General features: G+C 69.8%; 18 protein-coding genes. 11 read left to right on the top strand and 7 right to left on the bottom strand.

Annotation, left to right across the window (positions count from 1 at the left end):
- Positions 1–54 precede the first annotated feature (54 nt).
- From ISO16_RS12140 to ISO16_RS12130, 3 genes are all read right to left on the bottom strand, one after another.
- On the bottom strand, positions 55–495 hold the full coding sequence (locus tag ISO16_RS12140; RefSeq protein WP_029545944.1) for a VOC family protein: 441 nt from the start codon (positions 493–495) through the stop codon (positions 55–57).
- 273 nt (positions 496–768) lie between these two features.
- Positions 769–1,278, bottom strand: coding sequence for a ClbS/DfsB family four-helix bundle protein (locus tag ISO16_RS12135; RefSeq protein WP_072636204.1), 510 nt, complete (start codon positions 1,276–1,278; stop codon positions 769–771).
- Positions 1,279–1,359: 81 nt separating this feature from the next.
- Entirely contained in the window at positions 1,360–1,887 is a 528-nt protein-coding gene (locus ISO16_RS12130; protein ID WP_072636139.1) for a flavin reductase family protein, read from the bottom strand.
- Between the two features lie 246 nt (positions 1,888–2,133).
- Here ISO16_RS12130 and ISO16_RS12125 point away from each other — a divergent pair, with 246 nt between their 5' ends.
- From ISO16_RS12125 to bphC, 6 genes are all read left to right on the top strand, one after another.
- A complete protein-coding gene (locus tag ISO16_RS12125; RefSeq protein ID WP_029545938.1) occupies positions 2,134–3,003 on the top strand; it encodes an alpha/beta fold hydrolase in 870 nt (289 codons plus the stop codon).
- A gap of 119 nt (positions 3,004–3,122) precedes the next feature.
- Positions 3,123–3,908 carry a 2-keto-4-pentenoate hydratase gene (locus ISO16_RS12120; RefSeq protein ID WP_006935104.1) on the top strand — a complete coding sequence of 262 codons (786 nt, stop codon included), beginning with the start codon at positions 3,123–3,125 and terminating at the stop codon, positions 3,906–3,908.
- An 11-nt stretch (positions 3,909–3,919) separates the two neighbouring features.
- Positions 3,920–4,822, top strand: coding sequence for an acetaldehyde dehydrogenase (acetylating) (locus ISO16_RS12115; protein WP_006935110.1), 903 nt, complete (start codon positions 3,920–3,922; stop codon positions 4,820–4,822).
- A 39-nt stretch (positions 4,823–4,861) separates the two neighbouring features.
- A complete protein-coding gene (gene dmpG / locus ISO16_RS12110) occupies positions 4,862–5,884 on the top strand; it encodes a 4-hydroxy-2-oxovalerate aldolase (RefSeq protein ID WP_006935112.1) in 1,023 nt (340 codons plus the stop codon).
- A 31-nt stretch (positions 5,885–5,915) separates the two neighbouring features.
- Positions 5,916–7,094, top strand: coding sequence for an acyl-CoA dehydrogenase family protein (locus ISO16_RS12105; protein WP_072636138.1), 1,179 nt, complete (start codon positions 5,916–5,918; stop codon positions 7,092–7,094).
- 34 nt (positions 7,095–7,128) lie between these two features.
- Positions 7,129–8,040 carry a biphenyl-2,3-diol 1,2-dioxygenase gene (gene bphC, locus ISO16_RS12100; protein ID WP_072636137.1) on the top strand — a complete coding sequence of 304 codons (912 nt, stop codon included), beginning with the start codon at positions 7,129–7,131 and terminating at the stop codon, positions 8,038–8,040.
- A 195-nt stretch (positions 8,041–8,235) separates the two neighbouring features.
- Here bphC and ISO16_RS12095 read toward each other — a convergent pair whose 3' ends face one another.
- On the bottom strand, positions 8,236–9,717 hold the full coding sequence (locus ISO16_RS12095) for an MDR family MFS transporter (RefSeq protein ID WP_072636203.1): 1,482 nt from the start codon (positions 9,715–9,717) through the stop codon (positions 8,236–8,238).
- 330 nt (positions 9,718–10,047) lie between these two features.
- On the opposite strand from ISO16_RS12095, the gene ISO16_RS12090 reads away from it, so the two are divergent.
- A complete protein-coding gene (locus ISO16_RS12090; protein ID WP_072636136.1) occupies positions 10,048–10,665 on the top strand; it encodes a hypothetical protein in 618 nt (205 codons plus the stop codon).
- Between the two features lie 264 nt (positions 10,666–10,929).
- Here the strand turns inward: ISO16_RS12090 and ISO16_RS12085 are convergent, their stop codons facing one another.
- The 3 genes from ISO16_RS12085 to ISO16_RS12075 are packed head-to-tail and all read right to left on the bottom strand — an operon-like array spanning position 10,930 to position 13,153.
- Positions 10,930–11,721 carry an SDR family NAD(P)-dependent oxidoreductase gene (locus tag ISO16_RS12085; RefSeq protein ID WP_050035872.1) on the bottom strand — a complete coding sequence of 264 codons (792 nt, stop codon included), beginning with the start codon at positions 11,719–11,721 and terminating at the stop codon, positions 10,930–10,932.
- A gap of 21 nt (positions 11,722–11,742) precedes the next feature.
- Positions 11,743–12,000 carry a hypothetical protein gene (locus ISO16_RS12080; RefSeq protein ID WP_006935124.1) on the bottom strand — a complete coding sequence of 86 codons (258 nt, stop codon included), beginning with the start codon at positions 11,998–12,000 and terminating at the stop codon, positions 11,743–11,745.
- On the bottom strand, positions 11,978–13,153 hold the full coding sequence (locus ISO16_RS12075) for a Rieske 2Fe-2S domain-containing protein (RefSeq protein WP_072636135.1): 1,176 nt from the start codon (positions 13,151–13,153) through the stop codon (positions 11,978–11,980). The genes ISO16_RS12080 and ISO16_RS12075 overlap by 23 nt, the downstream gene beginning before the upstream one ends.
- Before the next feature lie 250 nt (positions 13,154–13,403).
- Between ISO16_RS12075 and hsaA the strand changes: the two genes are divergently transcribed.
- The 4 genes from hsaA to ISO16_RS12055 all read left to right on the top strand — a co-directional run bounded on the left by hsaA (position 13,404) and on the right by ISO16_RS12055 (position 19,108).
- A complete protein-coding gene (gene hsaA, locus ISO16_RS12070; RefSeq protein WP_006935131.1) occupies positions 13,404–14,570 on the top strand; it encodes a 3-hydroxy-9,10-secoandrosta-1,3,5(10)-triene-9,17-dione monooxygenase oxygenase subunit in 1,167 nt (388 codons plus the stop codon).
- 259 nt (positions 14,571–14,829) lie between these two features.
- Positions 14,830–15,459 (top strand): TetR family transcriptional regulator, encoded by a 630-nt coding sequence (locus ISO16_RS12065; protein ID WP_006935134.1) that lies wholly within the window; start codon positions 14,830–14,832, stop codon positions 15,457–15,459.
- Between the two features lie 268 nt (positions 15,460–15,727).
- The gene (locus ISO16_RS12060) at positions 15,728–16,888 is read left to right on the top strand and encodes a steroid 3-ketoacyl-CoA thiolase (protein ID WP_072636134.1); all 1,161 of its coding nucleotides are present in this window, start codon (positions 15,728–15,730) and stop codon (positions 16,886–16,888) included.
- Between the two features lie 27 nt (positions 16,889–16,915).
- Positions 16,916–19,108 (top strand): acyl-CoA dehydrogenase, encoded by a 2,193-nt coding sequence (locus ISO16_RS12055; RefSeq protein ID WP_072636133.1) that lies wholly within the window; start codon positions 16,916–16,918, stop codon positions 19,106–19,108.
- Positions 19,109–19,141: the final 33 nt, after the last annotated feature.

The raw sequence follows: 19,141 nt of genomic DNA, 5'->3' as shown, positions 1-19,141 counted from the left end.
GAGCTACCGCCGCGTCCAGGGCAACGGATCGACACATGGGCAACGGCGCGCGCGTCAGCCGATCTGCTCGAAGAGGGACACGATGATCCCTTCGGGTCCACGCACGTAGGCCATCCGCACGCTGTTCTCGTACTCGCCGATGCCGCCGATGAGCCCGTATCCGTCCGCAGCCACCGCATCGACGGCCGCTTGGAGGTCGCCGACCTCGAAGGACACGTTGCGCAGCCCGAGCTCGTTGGCCATCGCCAAGGGTGATCCGGGCACGTGGTCGGGCGTGACGAAGGTTGCGAGCTCGAGTCGGGTCCCTCCGTCGGGCGGCCGCAGCATGGCGATCTCACAGTGCGCGCCGGGGATGCCGCAGACGGTCTCCACAAACTCGCCCTCCACGGATCCGGTGCCCTCCACTTCGAGACCCAGTCCGACGAAGAACGCTGTCACCGAGTCGAGGTCCGCGACGGTGATGCCGATGTGGTCGAAACGTTTCACGTGCGCCATGGGATCCATCCTCCGATTGTCGTTGTGCCGATGCTGGGACGGAGGCGGGTCTGGGATCTCGACATGTACTTGCCGCAGAGCTGCGGTCGACCCGTGGTGTCGAAGGTCGCTGCCGTCCTGCACGTACCGGACCTCGCTGGTCATGGGCACGCATCCAGTGTTGTCCCGGGTGCTACGAAACCTGAGAAGTGACACGCGAGCGACCGGGCCGTCCGCGACGTCACCGAGGAGATCGGCGAGGAGTGGACCACCCGGCTGCCGACGGCGGGCGGCTCACAGGCCGTCGGCGCGTAGCCAGGTGCGGAGGCGGCGTCGGGCGTTGGTGTACGGAGAGGAGGTGTTGAGCTGGATCATCCGTCCCGCGGTGTGCGTGCGAAACCAGGGCGCGCCGTAGAGTTCGCCGTTGTCGAGCCCGCGCACCAGGGCAACGATGCGGCCGTGGTCGGCATCGAGCCGCTGCAGCAGCTGCGGCCACGGTACGTCGGCAAGATCGCGGTAGAACTTCTGCGCCGGCGAGCCGAGTTGGTTCCAGGTGAATCCCGGTGCCGGGAGCTGCGGTTCGATGCCGCGAGCGCGGTCGTCGTGCCACGAAACGACCAGTTCGTTCCATCCGATCAGGTACGCCACCAGATCGGCCGGGCTCATCCGGGTTCCGGTGCGGTGCCCGGGCAGCGACGCCGCCCGGGCCCGTTCGACTGGCACACGTTGCAGCGCGCGCGTGAGCGCGCCGTACGTCTCGGTGAGGGCGCGCAGCAACTCGTCCTCGGTGTGCGGTACCGGCATGCGTGTCTCCGTCGGGCGGGCGGTGGTGTCGGGATGCACGGTATCGGCGACGGTGGTTCCTGCGCCTGGCGACGGGCCCGGTCAGACCACCGGCGCCGGGTGGTCGATCCCGAACCGGCCCCGGAAGAACACCATCGGCCGCTCCTCGCAGACGGTGTCCAGCTCGAGCACCCGGCCGATGATCACGTCGTGATCGCCGGCGACGTGCACCTCGTGCACCTCGGCGTGCACGCGCATCAGCACGTCCGGCAGTGTCGGCGTCCCCCACCGGGAGACCTCCCAGTCGAGTTCCTCGTACCTGCGGCCCCGGCTCGAGCCGAACCGCGCGCACAGGTCGGACTGGTCCTCGCGGAGCACGTTGACGCAGAAGCGTCCCGCGGCCCGGATGCGCGGCCACGCGCGGCCCCGGTGGTCGGCGCAGATGAGGATCAGCGGCGGCTCCAGGGACACCGAGGCGAACGACTGGCACGCGAACCCGACCGGGCCCGCGTCGTCCAGTCCCGTCACCACGGTGACCCCGGTGGCGAACTGTCCCATCACCCGGCGCATCTCCTCCGGATCGGGCGCAGTGACGGTCGATCGTGCGAGTGTCGTCGTCTCGAGGGGCATGAGTCCACCTCCGGTTGTGGGGACGGGTCGGCGCGACTACGCCGTGGTCGATGCGACCGACGCTAGGGCAGGCCCGGCGTGCCCCCCATCGGGGTCCCGCTGAGCGGAAGCGGCCGCGCGCGCCGCCTCGGCGGGCCGGGCGATCTCGCTGAACGGGATGGTGTATGGCCGCTGCGGGCCACGGCTGGCAGCCTGCGGTTCGTATGGGCGGTGCGCCCGGCACCACGGCGACGAACAGGGACGACGATGACGGATGTGAGCTACGAGGGGACCTTGAAGGAACTCTCCACCGACCAGGGTGTGCTGCGCTACCACGAGGCCGGCGACGGCCCGCCGCTGCTCCTGCTGCACGGCTCCGGCCCGGGGGTGACCGGTTGGCGCAACTACCGCGGCGTCCTCGCCGACTTCGCGCGGCACTTCCGCTGCCTGGTGCTCGAGTTCCCCGGCTTCGGCGTGAGCGATCCCGGCGACGGCCACCCCATGGTGATGGCCCAGGGCGCCGTCGGCACCTTCCTCGACGGCCTCGGCCTCGGGGCCGTGGACATGATCGGCAACTCCATGGGCGGGATCGTTGCCACCAAGGTCGCCATCGACGAGCCGCACCGGGTGCGCAGACTCGTCACCATCGGCGGCATGGGCAAGAACGTCTTCGCGCCGGGGCCGGGCGAGGGCATCAAGCTGCTGATGGAATTCACCGACAATCCCACGCGCGAGGGGCTCGTCCGCTGGCTCCACTCCATGGTCTACGACCCGGCCGTCGTCACCGAACAGCTGATCGAGGAGCGCTGGGCGCTGGCGACCGAGCCGAAGACGCTCGAGATCGCCCGCCGGATGTACAGCTCCCAGGCGTTCGCGGCCGGCGCCGCGGCCGCCGCGGCGTCGAACGCGACCCCGTACTGGGCGCAGCTGCACAAGATCAAGGCCCCCACCCTGCTGACGTGGGGTCGCGACGACCGGGTCAGCCCCGTCGACATGGCGATGCTGCCCATGCGCGACATTCCGAACAGCGAGCTGCACACCTTCCCGAAGTGCGGGCACTGGACGATGATCGAGGCCCGCGACGCGTGGCTCTCGGCCGTCCTCGCCTTCCTGCTGCGCGACGAGCGGCGGACCTAGCCCACGGTCCCGCTGAGCGGGAGAGCTTTGCCCTCCCACCTGCGCATATGTCACCTTTCGAGTCAGTCGATCGGCGCGGAGAAGAAGCGCGGATCCTTCACCAGTTCCAGGAGTGCACGATGCTCGACGGTTCGCAGCGAATCGCCGCCGCCGATCTCTTGTGGGCCGCCGAGCGTGACCGCGCCCCGATCGGTCCGCTGACGGAGACGTTCCCCGAGATCGACGTGGTGGACTCGTACGAGATCCAGCTGATCAACATCCGCCGGCGGCTCGAGGCCGGCGCCACGGTGTACGGCCACAAGGTCGGGCTCTCGTCCGAGGTCATGCAGAAGATGATGGGCGTCGACGAACCCGACTACGGGCATCTGCTCTCGACGATGGTGTACTCCGAGGACGAGCCGATCGACACCGCGCAGTTCTGCTACCCGCGCATCGAGGTCGAGATCGGCTACGTCCTCGGCGAGACCCTGCCCGGCGCGGACTGCACCGAGGAGGACGTGCTCCGGGCGACCGAATACATCGTTCCCAGCATCGAACTCATCGACTCGCGGATCGAGGACTGGCGCATCGGCCTCGCCGACACGATCGCCGACAACGCCTCCTCGGCGGGCGTGATCCTCGGTGCCGGCCGCATCGCGCCGGACCGGGTCGACATCGGCGGTATCGCCGCGGTGCTGTACCAGGGCGACGAGGAGATCGCGCGCGGTGCGGCGGCCGCCGTGCTCGGCGACCCGACCCGTGCCGTGGCGTGGCTGGCCCGCAAGGTCGCCGGCTTCGGGGTGCGGCTCGAGGCCGGGCACGTGATCCTGCCCGGCTCGTGCACCCGCGCGATCGACGCCCGGCCGGGTGACACCTTCCGGGCCGAGTTCAGTGATATCGGCTCTGTCTCAGTCGAATTCAAGTGAGGAACAGACCAGTGACCAAGGCTACCGCCGCGATCGTCGGGCCCGGCAACATCGGCACCGACCTGATGTACAAACTGCTGCGCTCGGACGTCATCGAGCCGCGCTGGATGATCGGCGTCGACCCCGCCAGCGAGGGGCTCACCCGGGCGGCCGCCGAGGGTCTGGTCGCGAGCCACGAGGGCGTGGACTGGCTGCTCGCCCAGGACGAGCGCCCCGACGTGATCTTCGAGGCCACCTCGGCCTACGTGCACCGGGTGAATGCGCCCCGCTACGCCGAGCTCGGCATCCAGGTCGTCGACCTCACCCCGGCCGCCCTCGGACCCGCCGTCGTGCCCGCCGTGAACATGGGGGAGCACGAGGACGCACCGAACGTCAACCTCATCACCTGCGGCGGCCAGGCCACGATCCCGATGGTGCACGCCGTCTCCCGCGTCACCGAGGTGGAGTACGCCGAGATCGTCGCGAGCGTCGCCTCGCCGTCGGCCGGTCCCGGAACCCGCGCCAACATCGACGAGTTCACCATCACCACCAGCCGCGGCATCGAGACGATCGGCGGTGCCCGAACGGGCAAGGCCATCATCGTTCTCAACCCCGCCGAACCGCCGATGCTCATGCGCGACACCGTGTTCTGCTCGATCCCCGAGGATGCCGACCGGGACGCGATCGCCGCGTCGATCCACGACGTGGCCGCGACCGTGCAGGGCTACGTTCCCGGTTACCGGCTGCGTGCCGAGCCGCAGTTCGACGATCCCACCCCGATGAGCGGCGGGCGCGCCCGGGTCGCGATCTTCCTCGAGGTCGAGGGCGCCGGCGACTTCCTGCCGCCGTACTCGGGCAATCTCGACATCATGACCGCGGCCGCCACCAAGGTGGGCGAGAGCTTCGCGGCCAAGCTGCTCGCCGCCCGCGTGTAGACCCCCACCGCAGACCGTACTTTCGAAGGAACACAGTCGATGCCCTACAGCGCAGATCTCGACATCCGGATCACGGACTCGTCGTTGCGTGACGGCTCCCACGCCAAGCGTCACCAGTTCACCGTCGAGGACGTGCGCTCCATCGTCGGTGCGCTCGACGACGCCGGCGTGCCCGTCATCGAGGTCACCCACGGCGACGGCCTCGGCGGCTCGTCGTTCAACTACGGCTTCAGCCGCACCCCGGAGCAGGAGCTCATCAAGGCCGCCGTCGAGACGGCGAGGCAGGCGAAGATCGCGTTCCTGATGCTCCCGGGGCTCGGGGTGCGCTCGGACATCCGGGAGGCCGCCGACAACGGTGCCGCGATCTGTCGGATCGCCACGCACTGCACCGAGGCCGACATCTCCGCCCAGCACTTCGGTCTCGCCCGGGAACTCGGCCTCGAGACCGTCGGATTCCTGATGATGTCGCACAGTCAGCCGCCCGAGGTGCTCGCGAAGCAGGCCCGCATCATGGCCGACGCCGGCTGCCAGTGCGTGTACGTCGTCGACTCGGCCGGCGCCCTCGTCCTCGAGGGGGTCTCGGACCGGGTCGCGGCTCTGGTCGCCGAGCTGGGCGACGACGCCCAGGTCGGATTCCACGGCCACGAGAACATGGGCCTCGGCGTGGCCAATTCGGTGCTCGCCGTGCGGGCCGGGGCCCTGCAGATCGACGGGTCCACCCGCCGGTTCGGCGCCGGTGCGGGCAACACCCCGGTCGAGGCGTTCGTCGCCGTGGCCGAGAAGCTCGGTATCCGAACGGGTATCGACACCCTGAAGATCATCGACGCCGCCGAGGACGTCGTCCGGCCGGTCATGGACGGCGAGTGCCTCCTCGACCGACTGTCGCTGACGATGGGCTACGCCGGTGTGTACTCGAGCTTCCTCAAGCATGCCGCCGCCCACGCCGAGCGGTACGGGGTCTCCGGTGCGGAGATCCTCATCGAGGCCGGCCGGCGCAACCTCGTCGGCGGCCAGGAAGACCAGCTGATCGAGATCGCCGTCGGTCTCGCCGCCCAGAAGTAGACCCCCGGGTCTTGAGAGAGAGCTGACAGTCATGGGCCAGGTTTTGGACAACATCATCCAGTACGCGGACGAGATCCGCGCCGAGGGCGCCGAGGGCGACAAGCTCATGCGCCTGACGGACAACAACGCCAAGCGGCTGCGCGACGCCGGTGTCATCCGCATGCTGCAGCCGAAGGAGCACGGCGGCCTCGAGGTCCACCCGCGCGAGTTCGCCGAGACCGCGATGGCGATCGGCGCGATGGACGGCGCCACCGGATGGGTCGCCGGCATCGTCGGCGTGCATCCGTGGGAGCTCACGTTCTTCGATCCCAAGGCGCAGGACGAGATCTGGGGCGAGGACCCCGACATGTGGATGGCCTCCCCGTACGCCCCGATGGGCGTCGCGGTTCCGGTCGACGGCGGGTACATCCTCAACGGCCGCTGGTCGTTCTCCTCCGGCACCGACCACTGCGGCTGGATCATGATCGGCGCCGCGGTGGGCGACAAGGACGGCAACCGGCTGAACCCGCCGCAGGTCCTGCACGTGCTGCTGCCGCGCTCGGACTACGACATCGACCAGGACAGCTGGAACGTCGTGGGCCTGCGCGGCACCGGCTCGAAGGACCTGATCGTCGAGGACGCCTTCATCCCCGCCTACCGCACCCTCGACGCCGACATCGTCCTCGGCGGCAACGGGTGGCGTCACGCGGGCCGGGATGAAACCCTCTACAAGTTCCCGTTCTCGTGCATCTTCCCGCTGGGCATCACCTCGTCGCTCATCGGCATGGCCGAGGGCGCGCTCGCGTGCTACATCGCGGCCCAGAAGGAGCGCGTCGCGGTCACCGGCATCCCGATCAAGGAGGACCCGTACGTCCTCTACGCCCTCGGTGAGGCGGCCGCCGAGATCGCCGCGTCGCGCGCCGCGATCCTCGAGACCGTCGACCGCTTCTGGGACAAGACGGACAAGGGCCAGGAGGTCACGTTCGAGGAGCGCGCGATCGGCCGCCGCACCCAGACCGCCGCCGCGTGGCGGGCCGTGCGCGCCGTCGACGAGATCTTCGCCCGCTCCGGCGGCGGCGCGATGCACCTGAAGTTCCCGATGCAGCGCTTCTGGCGCGACGCGCACGTCGGCCTGTCGCACGCGATCCACGTCCCCGGCTCGATCTTCCACGCGTCTTCGCTGACCCAGCTCGGCGGCGAGCCGCAGGGCGTCCACCGCTCGATGATCTAGCCTGCCCCGCCGACCTTTTCAGGATGGAAGACAAATGACGGACATTCGAGCACTCGGATACCTCCGGATCCAGACCACCGACGTCGCGCGCTGGCGCGAACTCGTCGTCGACGGACTCGGCATGGCCGTGGGCTCCGGCCCGGAGCCGGACGGCCTCTACCTGCGGGTGGACGAGCGGCGCGCACGCCTGATCGTCCTGCCCGGCGAATCGGACAGGGCGCTCGCGGTCGGCTGGGAGGTGCGGGATCAGTTCGCACTCCAGCGTGTCCGGGAGACCGTGGAGAAGGCGGGTATCACCGTCGACGTCCTCTCGCAGGAGGAGTGCGACTACCGCGATGCCGAGCAGGTCATCGCGTTCGACGACCCGATCGGCACCCGCGTCGAGGTGTTCTTCGGTCCGGTGCTCGATCACAGCCCGGTGGTGACTCTGCACGGTGGCCGGTGGGTCACCGGCGAACAGGGGCTCGGCCATGTCGTGTTGCCCGCCACCGATTTCGATGCGGCGTACGCGTTCTACACCGAGGTGCTCGGTTTCCTGCCGCGTGGCGCGATCCGCCTTCAGGCACCCGGACCGGCGCGGCGCGTGCGCTTCCTCGGAGTGAACCAGCGCCACCACAGCCTGGCCCTGTGCCCGGCGCCGCCGACCGAGGAGCCCGGCCTCGTGCACCTGATGACGGAGGTCGACACCCTCGACGCCGTCGGGCAGGCGCTCGACCGTGTGCGCAAGCTCGGCTTCTCCATCTCCTCGACGCTGGGCCGGCACACGAACGACAAGATGGTGTCGTTCTACGTTCGCGCGCCGGGCGGGTGGGACCTCGAGTTCGGCACCGAGGGGATGCTCGTCGACGAAACCTATTACACGGCCGAGGAGATCACCGCCGACAGCTACTGGGGCCACGACTGGTCCGAGTCCGAGCCGTTGGCGGCCTTCACGCCGAAGGCCTGACTCTCGCAGTGGAACACGACGAAGACCCGGCCGGGGGATCTCCCCGGCCGGGTCTTCGTCTCTCGTTCCCGGAGTCGTACTCCGTGGCTCTCGGGAGTCGTACTCCGTGGCTCTCGGGAGTCGTACTCCGTGGCTCTCGGGAGTCGTACTCCGTGGCTCTCCGGAGTCGTGCTCCGTGGGTCGGAACCGCGTGGATCAGGCGTGGGTGACCTGTTCGAGCTGTGGCGGCGGGAGGCGTCGGACGAAGGGCGCGGCGACCACGGCGATGAGGGCGAGCACACCGCCCAGCACGAATGCGGTCTGCGCACCCGAGGCCTGGGCCTCGGCCGTGCCGGAGCCGGCGGCGGCGTCGGCGCCGATCGTGAGCGCGGCGACGAGCAGCGCGGTACCGGCGGCACCGGCGAGCTGCTGCAGCGTGTTCATGATCGCGCTGCCGTGGCCGTAGAGCCGCGGCGGCAGGGCGCCTAGCGAGACGGTCATCAGCGGGGTCATGAGCATGGCCATGCCGATGCAGAACACCACGTGCATCGCGATCACGAGCCCGATCGACGTGTCGGTGCCGACGGTGCTCAGCCACCACTGGCCGGCTGCCAGCAGGAGCGCGCCCGGGGTCACGATCGGGCGCGGCCCCACGGCGTCGTAGATGCGGCCGACGATCGGCGAGATCACGCCCTGGACGAGACCGCCGGGCAGCAGGATCAGGCCGGTCGTCAGGATGCTCACCCCGAGCCCGGCCTGCAGGTAGATCGGCAGGACGACGACGGTGCCGAGCATGGTCGCCATGGCGATGACGACGATGACGATCGAGATGCGGAAGTGGGGCACCTCGAACGGATTCAGGTCCAGCAGTGCGGTGCCGGTGCGCTCGAGGCGCTTCTGGCGCGCGACGAAGAGGCCGAGGGCAACGACGCCGACGATCAGCGCGGCCGCGGGGCCGACGATGGTGCCGTCGAGGAGGGACGCGACGTTCGCGAGGCCGTAGACCAGGCCGCCGAAGGCGAAGACCGAGAGGACGACCGACACCACGTCCAACGGCGCCGTGCGGGTCCTGCCGGTGTTGCGGAGGAGGAGCAGGCCCGCCGCGAAGGCGACGATCGTGATCGGAAGCATGAGACCGAACAGCCAGCGCCAGCTCATGGAGTCGACGATGATGCCGGAGACGGTGGGGCCGATCGCGGGCGCGACCGAGATGACGACGGAGTTCAGGCCCATGACGGTGCCGCGGTGGGCGACGGTAACCGTGGTGATGGTCGTGGTCGTCAGCAGCGGCAGGATGACCGCCGTGCCACCGGCCTGGACGACGCGGGCGAGCAGCATGACCTCGAAGCCGGGGGCGGCGGCGGCGAGCGCGGTGCCGGCGATGAAGAGGATCATGGCGGCGGTGAACAGGGTTCGGGTCGAGAACCTCTGCAGCAGGAAGCCCGTGGTGGGGATGACCACGGCCATCGTCAACATGAAGCCGGTGGTGAGCCACTGGACGGTGGCGGCGGAGACCGAGAAGTCCCCCATGAGTTGCGGGAGCGCAACACTGAGCACCGTCTCGTTGAGGATCATGATCAGGGCGGAGACCACCAGCACGCCGATCACCTGAGCGATGTGCCGCGTGGAGGTGAGCCCCTCCGACGCGCCGGGGGCCGCGCCGGCCGGGCGCGTGTCTTTCAGTTCGAGGTTCGTCATCGACACCTTCGCTTCTTCGGTCGTGGACCGGTCAATGATGTCACAGAGTGACGAAGTGTCATGATGTGACATCAATCGCCTTGTCGGGTGCAGTGGGGGCGTGGGGTCACCCGTGTCCGGACATGCAGGCAGGAAAATTGTCACCAAGAAAGTATTCTTGACACTCTGTCAGTGAAGCGCATACGGTGTTGCGTGACTCACGTGTTGCGGCTCACACCCGGGCGCATGTCCGCCGACGTCCTGTCCGAGGACGCGTCCGGTGGGGCGTCTTCGACGTGGTCGTGCCGAACGCGTCACAGCCCTGACCATCACTCACGAGGGAATGATCGAATGTCTCTGCAAAACAAGGGGATTCTGATCCAGGCCGGGCTCGGCGCGGTGCTCGTCACCGTCGTGATGATTCCGTTCCAGTCCCTGACCCCGCTCGCGCTCTACAGCCCGATGCTCATCCTGCCCGTCATGCTGTTCTTCACGCTGCAGGCACCACCGCGGGCCCTGCTCGGCATGTTCCTCAGCTTCGTGTTCGGCGTTGCCTGGGGCGCAGTGTTTCTCGCCGTCCAGAGCGCCCTGCCCGGCGTACCGCTCGAGCTCGTGATGGGCATCGGAGTGGCGTGCGTGATCTTCCTCGTCCTCGCGGTGCACCCGCTCGTATTCGGCCGCACCCCGCTCGGCATGGTCCCCGCCGTGCTGCTCGGCGTCGTGGAGACGCTGCTCGTGACGAACCTGTCGGTTCTGCTGCCCGACGGTGCGCCCGTGCCGAACCTGCGGTGGCTCGTCGTGATCTTCGGTTACGGCTGCGTCATGACCCTGATCCTCGTCCTCGTGCAGGACAAGATCATCGGGGCCCTGCTCGGTGCGCAGTGGCGTTCCGCGCCCACCGACGAGGCGCCGAGCTCCCAGATCCCGCCCACCCCGCCGGTGCGTCCGTCCCCCCCTCCGACGGCCTGATCCGCCGCGGTTGAGCCGTGTCCGAACGGCATCGGCCGTCGGCTCCGGTGGATCGGGCCGGCCTGCCGGCGCAGCAAGTCGACGGTGGACCGACTGTCATGGAATGTGCGCCGCCCGGCCGACCCGATCCCGGGTAAGGTACCCGCCCGTCGACACTTTCACACCAACGGAGCCCGGGGAACCGGTGTGAGGTTTCTCGCGCCCGGAACGGACGTCGCAGGGCCGGCATCCGATTCCGGATGCCGGCCCTGCGATGCGAGCGAGTCAGCCGCGGTTGAGCAGCTTGCGCATGGCGTCGGCCGCGCCCTTGACGAGCGTGTCGCGCGGGAAGCCGCTGCGCTTGACCGCCGCGTCGTAGTTGCCGCCGGCCACCCACACCGGCCCGTCGGTGAGGTGTTCGAGCCCCTCGCGGGCCACATCCTCCGGCTCGGCGACGAGCATGCCGGGGATGTCGAAGTTCAGCCCGGCGCGGATCATCGCCGGGGTGCGGGTCACGCCGAGAACGAGTTCGACGACGTGTACCCCGTGCGGGGCGAGCTCGAGCCACAGGCTTTCGGCGAACACGCGACTGAACGCCTTGGACGCCGCGTAGATGCTCTGGTGTTCCGCCCCCATGTAGCCGGCGAGCGAACCGAGCAGCATGATGCCGCCCCGGCCGCGCTCCTTCATCTTCGCGCCGAACAGGTGCGAGAGTTCGAGCTGCCGATGGATGTTGAGGTCGATGACGCCACGGAAGCCGTCGAGGTCGCCGGTGACGAACTCGTTGCCATAGCTGTTGGCGCCGGCGTTGAAGATGAGCAGGCCCACCTCGACGTCGTCGGTCGCCTGCCGGATCTGCTCGACGGCGTCGGGGGAGAGCAGGTCGAGTGCCAGGGTGCGGACCTGGACGCCGTTGCTGCGTACCTTCTCCGCGGTCTCCTCGAGCGGGCCGGGCTTGCGGGCGATGAGCACCAGATTCAGCCCCGCCTTGCTCAGCTCGTCGGCGAAGGCGGAGCCGACGCCCTCGGAGCCGCCGGCGATGACGGCCCATGGGCCGTAGTGCTGGACGTCGATCACGAAAGTTCCTTTCCGGCTGACTTACTGGACGATCGGTCCCGGGACCGGGGTGTCGTCGAGGACGGTGAGGCGGCCTTCGGTCGCGGCCCACGTGATCGTCTCGGCGAGCTTCGCGCAACCGCGGCGCGGAGCCCCGGGCCGGGAGTCCTGCCCACCCTGCTCACGCATCTCGGGGCACCGGGACCGCGCCTGCTCGTTCCACTGGACGGAGGTGTGCTCCCAGCTGTTCTTGGCGACGAGAACCCGGGCGCCGCACTCAGTGCACTGCAGGGGTTGCATCGGTGGTCGCCGCCTCCTCGGCTGCCGTCCTGCGGGCGAGGTTCTCCTCGACCTCCTTCATCCACGCCGCCACCGGGCGGGTGGTGTCCATCTCGAACTCGAACCGCTCGGTCATCTCCGGCTTGACGTCGGCCGCGTCCACGTAGAACTGCTCGTACCAGCGGCGCAGCTGGTAGACCGGGCCGTCCTCGTCGCACAGCAGCGGATTCTCGATGCGCGTCTTGTTCTTCCAGATCTCGACGTCCTGCTCGAAGCCTCGGGCGATGAAGTCACCGAACTTGCGGGCCGTCTCGTCGGCCGAGTCGCCGAGGGCGTCCGACTTCTTCACGATGATCCCGTACATCAGGACGAACTTGTTCTCGGTGACGGGGTAGTGGCAGTTGAGCAGCACCGAGTCGATATCGTAGCCCTCGTACTTGTACTGCAGGTCGTCGATCATGAACGACGGCCCGAAGTACGCCGCCTCGGAGCGGCTGCCGACGAGCTTCGGCTGGCCGTCGGCGTGCGGCCGCATGTCCTCCCGCGCCTGACCGTGCATGATCTGCGTCGCGACGTGCCCCTCGAAGATGTTCTTGAAATACGTGGGGAACGAGTAGTGCACGTAGAAGAAGTGCGCCATGTCGACGATGTTGTCGATGATCTCGCGGCAGTTGGTGTCGACCTCGGTGGTGTACCAGACCCAGTCGGTCCACTCGTCGCTCGTCGCGCCGGCGATACGGGGAATGGTCACGTCGGCCGGCGGCGGGTTGCCCTCGGGGTCGTTCCAGACGAACAGCATCCCGTCCTGATCGAGCGTGTGCCAGGCGCGGGTCTTCGCGATCGGCGGAACGCGGCGGGCGTAGGGGATTGCGGTGCAACGTCCGTTGCCGCCCCAGCGCCAGTCGTGGAACGGGCAGGCCACCGAGTCGCCCTTGATCGTGCCCTGGCTGAGGTCGCCGCCCATGTGCCGGCAGTACGCGTCGAGGATCTTCAGGTCGCCGTTGCTGTCGGCGAACACGACGAGCTTGGTGCCGAAGGCATGGACCGAGTGCGGCGTGCCGTCCTTGAAGGACTCGGACAGGCCGAGGCAGTGCCAGCCGCGGGCGAACCGGGTGGGCGCGGAACCGGCCTCGATCTCGCGAACTTCGACGTCGTCGGACTTGCTGGAGCTCACTGTCGTCCGTCCTTTCGAATGGAATGTCGTATCGGATGGAGCACCTCGGGCACCGGTGCTGTGCGCGGGTGGGCCGGGGGACGGTGGCCGCCTGCGACCGTGTGCTCGACGCTAGGTGAGCCCGCTCACCGGGGATGGAGCGCATCCCACTGTCCGGGACCGTCTGCGGCGGTGCATCCGGACGGCACCGCAGGATGGGGTGCCTGTTCCTGCCACGGTGACCCGTTCGGGTCGCGAAGGAGACACACCGATGTCCGACGACGTGCTGACGAAGGTCCGCGAGCTGCTGCCGTCCATCGCGGAGCGCGCCCGCAGCGTCGACGAAACGCGCCGGGTGCCCGACCAGACCGTCCAGGACCTGGCCGCCGCGGGAGTGTTCCGGATGCTGCAGCCCGCCCGGCACGGCGGTCTGGAGAGCAACCCTGTGCGCTTCTACGAGGTGGTGCGGGCGATCTCGGGTGCCTGCGGCTCGACGGGCTGGGTGGCCTCGATCCTCGGCGTCCACTCGTGGCATCTGGCGTTGTTCGATGCGCGGGCACAGGACGACGTGTGGGGACAGGACGAGTCGACGCTCCTGTCGTCGTCGTACGCACCGGTCGGCGAGCTCGTCCCGGTCGAGGGCGGCTTCGAGCTGTCGGGCAGCTGGCGGTTCTCCTCCGGCTGCGAACACGCGTCCTGGGCGCTGCTCGGGGCGCTCGTCGTCGGGGCCGAGGGCCGGCCGGTGGACTTCATGACGGTGCTCGTGCCGCGCACCGACTACCGGATCCAGGACGTGTGGGACGTCGTCGGCATGCGCGGCACCGCGAGCAACGAGATCACCGTGGAGAAGGCGTTCGTCCCGCACCACCGGACGGTGCGCAACTACGAGCTCGCGCAGCTGCGGGCCCCCGGGCACAAGGTCAACCCGGGGCCGCTGTTCAGGCTGCCGTTCGCGGCGGTCTTCACCACCGCCGTTGCCGCGCCGGTCATCGGGACGGTCGCCGGATGCTACGAGCAGTACCTGAGCGCGATGCGCGACCGGGTGCGCCTGAGCCTGGGTGGAGGCCGGTTCGCCGAGGACCAGTTTGCGCAGGTCGCCGTCGCCCGCGCCGCGTCCGAGATCGACGCGGCGATCCTGCAGACGGACCGCAACATCCGCGAGTTGTACGAGCTGGCCGTGGCCGGGGAGCCGCTGCCGACGAGCATGCGGCTGCGGGTGCGCCGCGATCAGGTGCGCGGCACCGAGCGCGCCGTCGAGGCGATCGATCTGCTGTTCAAGACCGCGGGCGGCAACTCGCTCGGCCGCGGCAACCCCGTCGAGCGGGCGTGGCGCGACGCGCATGCCGGCAGCGTGCACGTCGCCAACGATCCCGAACGTGCCCTCGCCCTGTACGGCCGGGGCGTGTTCGGGCTGCCGGTGGAGGACAACCTCGTCTGAGCCGGTCCTTCCCGCGCGCGTCGATGCTTCCTGCGCGCGTCGGAACACGCAAGTAAGCACCGTGCCGCGCAACCACATGGGATCGCCCGGTTCGGTATCCTCCATCTGGCCTGGGCGTGGACGTCGAACCCGGACGCAGGGATGCGGCACAGTCCAGGGCAGGTCCCACTGAGCGGAAGATTTCTGCCGGCACGATGCAGGATGAGGGACGCTGGGCGGCACGGCGTAGCCGCAGGTACGAGACGACGGAGGAACCACGGTGCCGAGAGTTGCCGAAGCGCGGGACGCCGCGGAGCCGACGTCCGCCGAGCAGCGCGCACGGTTCGGCCGCATCCTCGACGCGGCGGCGCGCCTGGCGACCGAGAAGGAACTCGAGCGGGTGCAGATGCACGAGGTCGCGAAGATGGCCGGCGTCGCCATCGGCACCCTGTACCGCTACTTCCCGTCCAAGACGCACCTGTTCGTGGCGGTGATGGTCGACCAGATCGAGCAGATGAGCGACCGGATGACCCAGCGCCCGAACCCGGATTCGACGCCGCAGGAGGCCATCTACGAGGCTCTCGTGCGGGCCACCCGGGCGCTGCGGCGACGGCCGTTGCTGGCGGCGGCGATGATCCAGTCCACGAGCACCGCCAAGGCCACGGCCATCCCCGACGTCGCCAAGATCGACCGCCGGTTCCGGGAGGTCCTCTACCGCGCGGCCGGGCTCGAGTACGTCACCGAGCGGGATGCGACGCTCGTGCGGGTGCTCGAGCAGGCGTGGTTCGGGATCATCCAGTCGAGTCTCAACGGCCGGATCTCGGTGCCGGATGCGGAGTCGGACCTGCGCGTGGCCTGCGAGCTGCTGCTCGCGGGTCTGTCGAACGCGCGGCCCGCTCCGTCCGCCTGACGCCGGTCCGCTCCGGTCCCCGCCGGGGCGCCGTGCCCGCCCAGTACTGAAATGAATTCTTCTATCGACGATGGTCGCGCGGGCCGGTCGACTGCGCGACGTGCGCATGCATACTGGTAGTTCATTGCGAGAGCAGCCTCGCCGCCGACAGGCCATTGTCTCGGCGTAGTCAATAGAATACATTACAAAAATGAACGCGTTCCCGGTTCGTCCGTCGGCGCGTCCGATTGCCTTCCAGCCCAGCACTCACGTTCCGAGGAGCTTGTTCATGACCGAGGTAGTCATCGTCGAGGCGGCGCGCACCCCCATCGGCCGCCGCCGGGGCGCCCTGGCCGGTCTGCACCCGGCCACCCTGCTCGGCACCGCACAGCGCGCCGTGCTCGACCGCGCCGGCCTCGCCCCCGACCAGGTGGGTCAGATCGTCGGCGGCTGTGTCACCCAGGCCGGGGAACAGTCCAACAACATCACCCGGCAGGCGTGGCTGCACGCCGGCCTGCCCTACGGCACGGCCGCCACATCGATCGACTGCGCGTGCGGCTCCTCCCAGCAGGCCGTCCACATCGTCGCCGGCCTCATCGCCTCCGGGCAGATCTCCGCGGGCATCGGCTGCGGTGTCGAGTCCATGAGCCGTGTCTTCCTCGGCCAGGCACTCACCCCGGAGACCGGCAACCCGTATCCGGACGACTGGACCATCGACATGGGCGACCAGTTCACGTCGGCCGAGCGCATCGCCACCCATCGCGGCATCAAGCGGGGTGACACCGACGCCTTCGGCCTCGAGTCGCAGCGCCGCGCCGCCCGGGCCTGGGCCGAGGGCCGGTTCGACCGCGAGATCGTGCCCACCGAGGCGCCCGTCCTCGCCGACGGCGTGCCCACCGGGGAGACCGCCGTCGTCACCCGCGACGGCGGCCTGCGCGAGACCACCGCCGAGGGGCTGGCCGCCCTGAAGCCCGTCGTGGAGGGCGGCATCCACACTGCCGGGTCGGCGTCGCAGATCAGCGACGGCGCCGCCGCCGTCCTGCTGACCAGCGCGCAGCGCGCACAGGAACTGGGCCTGCGGCCCCGCGCACGCATCGTCGCCTCGGGAATGGTCGGGTCGGACCCCTACTACCACCTCGACGGCCCGATCGACGCCACGCGGAACGTCCTGGCCAAGGCCGGCATGACACTGGGCGACATCGATCTCGTCGAGATCAACGAGGCGTTCGCGTCGGTCGTGCTGTCGTGGGCGCAGGTGCTCGGCGCCGACCTGTCCAAGGTCAACGTCAACGGCGGCGCCATCGCCCTCGGCCACCCGGTCGGCTCGACCGGCGCCCGGCTCCTCACCACCGCACTGCACGAGCTCGAACGATCCGACCGGTCCACGGCACTGGTCACCATGTGCGCGGGCGGCGCACTGTCCACCGCCACCGTCATCGAACGCATCTGACCACACCATCGAATCCACGAGGCCGACATGACCATTGGACTGACAGACGAGGATCGCGACCTGCGCGACTCGGTGCGGAGCTGGGCCGCCCGGCACGTCACCCCCGAGGTGCTGCGTGAGGCCGTCGAGGCCAAGACCGACACCCGCCCGGCGTTCTGGGGCTCGCTCGCCGAGCTCGGGGTGCTCGGCCTGCACCTTCCCGAGGAGGTCGGCGGTGCCGGATGCGGCCTCGTCGAACTCGCCGTCGTCACCGAGGAACTCGGCCGGTCGATGGTGCCGGGCCCGTTCCTGCCGACCGTGCTGACCGCGGCCGTGCTGCGCGACGCCGGCCGGACCGGCGAGCTCGCCGGCCTCGCGGACGGATCCACGCTCGCCGGCATCGCCCTCGACCCGGGCACGCTGCAGGTGGAGCGCGGCGCCTCGGGCGCCACGCTGTCCGGCCGGTCCGGGTACGTGCTCGGCGGCCACACCGCCGACCTGCTGCTCGTCGCCGCCGAGGACGCCGGCAACCGGGCCTGGGTGCTGCTGCGCCGGGACGGACTCGAGCTCGAGGACCTGCCCAGCCACGATGTGGTGCGCGGCAATTCGCAGATCGTGGTGGACGGTTTCGCGCTCGCCGCGGCGGACGTGCTGCGGATCGAGCCGCAGCGGGTCACCGACCTCGCCGCCACTCTGTTCGCGGCCGAGGCGTCCGGAATCGCGGACTGGTGCGTGCGCACCGCGGCCGACTACGCCGCCGTGCGCCGCCAGTTCGGCCGCCCGATCGGCCAGTTCCAGGGCGTCAAGCACCGGGCGGCGCGCATGCTCACGCTCGCGGAGCAGGCCCGCGTGTGCGCGTGGGACGCCGCCCGCGCGCTGACGCCCGGCGCTGCCGACGCCGACGAGGCGTCCCTCGCGGCCGCCGTCGCCGGCGCCACCGCCCCCGAGGCCGCCTTCGCCGTGGCCAAGGACTGCATCCAGATCCTCGGCGGCATCGGCTACACGTGGGAGCACGACGCGCACCTGTATCTGCGTCGCGCACAGTCGCTGCGAATCCTGCTGGGCTCCACCGCGTCCTGGCGCCGGCGCGTCACCGATCTCACCCGCCGCGGCGCCCGCCGCGTCCTCGGCATCGACCTGCCGCCGGAGGCGGAGCAGATCCGCACCGGGGTGCGTGACGAACTCGCCCCGGCCGTCGACCTCGGCGGCGGCGAACGCACGCGGTATCTCGCGGAGAAGGGATACACCGCACCGCATCTGCCCGCACCCTGGGGCAAGGGCGCCGACGCCGTCACCCAGCTGGTGATCGCCGAGGAGCTGCGCGCGGCGAACCTGACGCCGCACGACATGATCATCGGCAACTGGGTGGTGCCGACCCTCATCGCGCACGGCAGCCCCGAGCAGCAGCGACGGTTCGTGCCGCCGTCCCTGCGGGGCGAGATCGTCTGGTGCCAGCTGTTCTCCGAGCCCGGCGCCGGCTCCGACCTCGCGTCGCTCACCACCAAGGCCACCAAGGTCGACGGCGGATGGGTGCTGCAGGGACAGAAGGTGTGGACCTCGATGGCGCGCGATGCCCACTGGGGCATCTGCCTCGCCCGCACAGACGCCTCGGTGCCCAAGCACAAGGGCCTGTCGTACTTCCTCGTCGACATGCGCAGCAGCGAGGGGCTCGACATCCGCCCGCTGCGCGAGATCACCGGCGAGGCCCTGTTCAACGAGATCTTCATCGACAACGTGTTCGTTCCCGACGACTGCCTCGTCGGCGAGCCCGGCGACGGCTGGAAGCTCGCCCGCACCACCCTCGCCAACGAACGCGTCTCCCTCTCGCACGACTCGTCCCTCGGCTCCGGGGGTGAGGCCCTCCTCGAGCTGGCGGCCGGACTGCCCGGCGGCCTCGACGACGAGCAGGCCACCACGCTCGGAAAGGTGCTGTGCGACGCCCAGACCGGCGGTCTGATGGGCCTGCGCACCACGCTGCGGTCCCTCGCCGGGGCCCAGCCGGGAGCCGAGTCCTCGGTCGCGAAGCTGCTCGGCGTCGAGCACATCCAGCAGGTGTGGGAGGTCGCGATGGACTGGGCCGGGCCGCGCGCCCTGCTCGGCGGGCAGCACCGCCGGTCGGCGACGCAGATGTTCCTCAACTCGCAGTGCATGTCGATCGCCGGCGGCACCACCAACGTTCAGCTCAACATCATCGGCGAGCGGCTGCTCGGCCTGCCCCGCGACCCCGAACCCGGAAAGTGAGCACGGCGATGACATCGACGCAACGAGGCACCG

Origin of the sequence: Rhodococcus sp. M8, from assembly GCF_015654185.1 — a bacterium.
GTDB lineage: Bacteria > Actinomycetota > Actinomycetes > Mycobacteriales > Mycobacteriaceae > Rhodococcus > Rhodococcus aetherivorans.
Note: the sequence above shows the minus strand (reverse complement) of the source record. Positions and strands in the feature narration are given on the sequence as shown.